This window comes from Mycobacterium sp. TH-M82 (assembly GCF_057473605.1).
This window is the reverse complement of sequence record NZ_JBYCKY010000621.1, coordinates 1-1,052: the sequence shown is the minus strand read 5'-3', so window position 1 is coordinate 1,052 and position 1,052 is coordinate 1. Positions and strand designations below refer to the sequence as shown.

2 protein-coding genes are annotated in these 1,052 nt (G+C 68.1%); both read right to left on the bottom strand.

Annotation, left to right across the window (positions count from 1 at the left end; translation table 11 throughout):
- Positions 1-82: PPE domain-containing protein (locus tag AC2VON_RS18355; protein WP_486951316.1), on the bottom strand; the 82-nt coding region annotated here is incomplete at its 3' end.
- 5 nt (positions 83-87) lie between these two features.
- The coding region (locus AC2VON_RS18350; RefSeq protein WP_486954235.1) for a PPE family protein, SVP subgroup at positions 88-1,052 on the bottom strand (965 nt) is incomplete at its 5' end.

Genomic DNA, 1,052 nt, shown 5'->3' with positions numbered 1-1,052 from the left:
CAGCCGCCAGCAACGGCCCCGACCCCGCACCGGCATACATCCGCGCGGAGTTCACCTCCGGCGGCAACGCCGCAAAATCCACCACACTCATGGCCGGAGCGCCTCCCCCATCAAACGGGTTGCCGCATCACACTCCATCACCATTTCGGCGACCTCCTCGCGCAACCGGTTGAACTCCTCACGTTCGCGTTCGGTCAACACGCTGGCAATACCTGACCCACCCTCCGAGCCCGGGGTGTTGCCGTGACCGCCCGGTTGTCCCGGCATTCCTGCCCCCACCCCGGCACGAACGCCATACCGGGAGTCCGCGCCGGCATTTTTTGGTGTGTTGACGACGCTGCCCATCACCGCGGGCATGCCGCCGAGTCCGGCCATGCCCGGCGCGGCCAACCCCGCCTGTGGCAACGCCGCCGAACCAGCAGCCGGCAACGCCGTGCCGGCAAGCCGGATCTCCGGGGCCACCGGGGCCCCTGGGGCCACGGCGCCCCAGGACTGCGGCACCGAAAGCCCACCGACCGACGCGGCCCGGCCCAGGCCCGCCGACATCGCCGCACCGCCCCGGCCCGGCAAGCCCGCCATACCCGACGCACCCAGTGCAGACCCGGAACCCACCAGTGTCGACCTCAACGCACCTGCAGGCATCCCATGGGCCGACATGGTTGTCGCATACGGTGCAAACGACAGCGCCCCGTACATCAGCGGGCCTACCAGACTTTCTAGCCCAATAGCGGTGAACTCCGGCCCAGTGAACAGGATGAGGGGCAGCCCGCCTAGCCCAGAGAGATCGTTGGTTTGCAAGAACAGCGGGCTGTCCAAAAGCTGCAACGGCAACTCGATCAGCGTTTGCAGTAGGTCCGTTATGCTGGTTTTTCCGGACGATTGAGCGGCAGCGGCGGACTGGGTGGCCGACGCGGCCGGGTTGGTGTCCTGCGGCGCGGGGGTGAACGGGGTCACCTTCGTGGCGGCCGCCGAGTTGGCGGTGTAACTGTGCATCGCCGCGGCGTCTTGGGACCACATCTCGGAATACTGCGCCTGATTCGCCGCGATCGCCG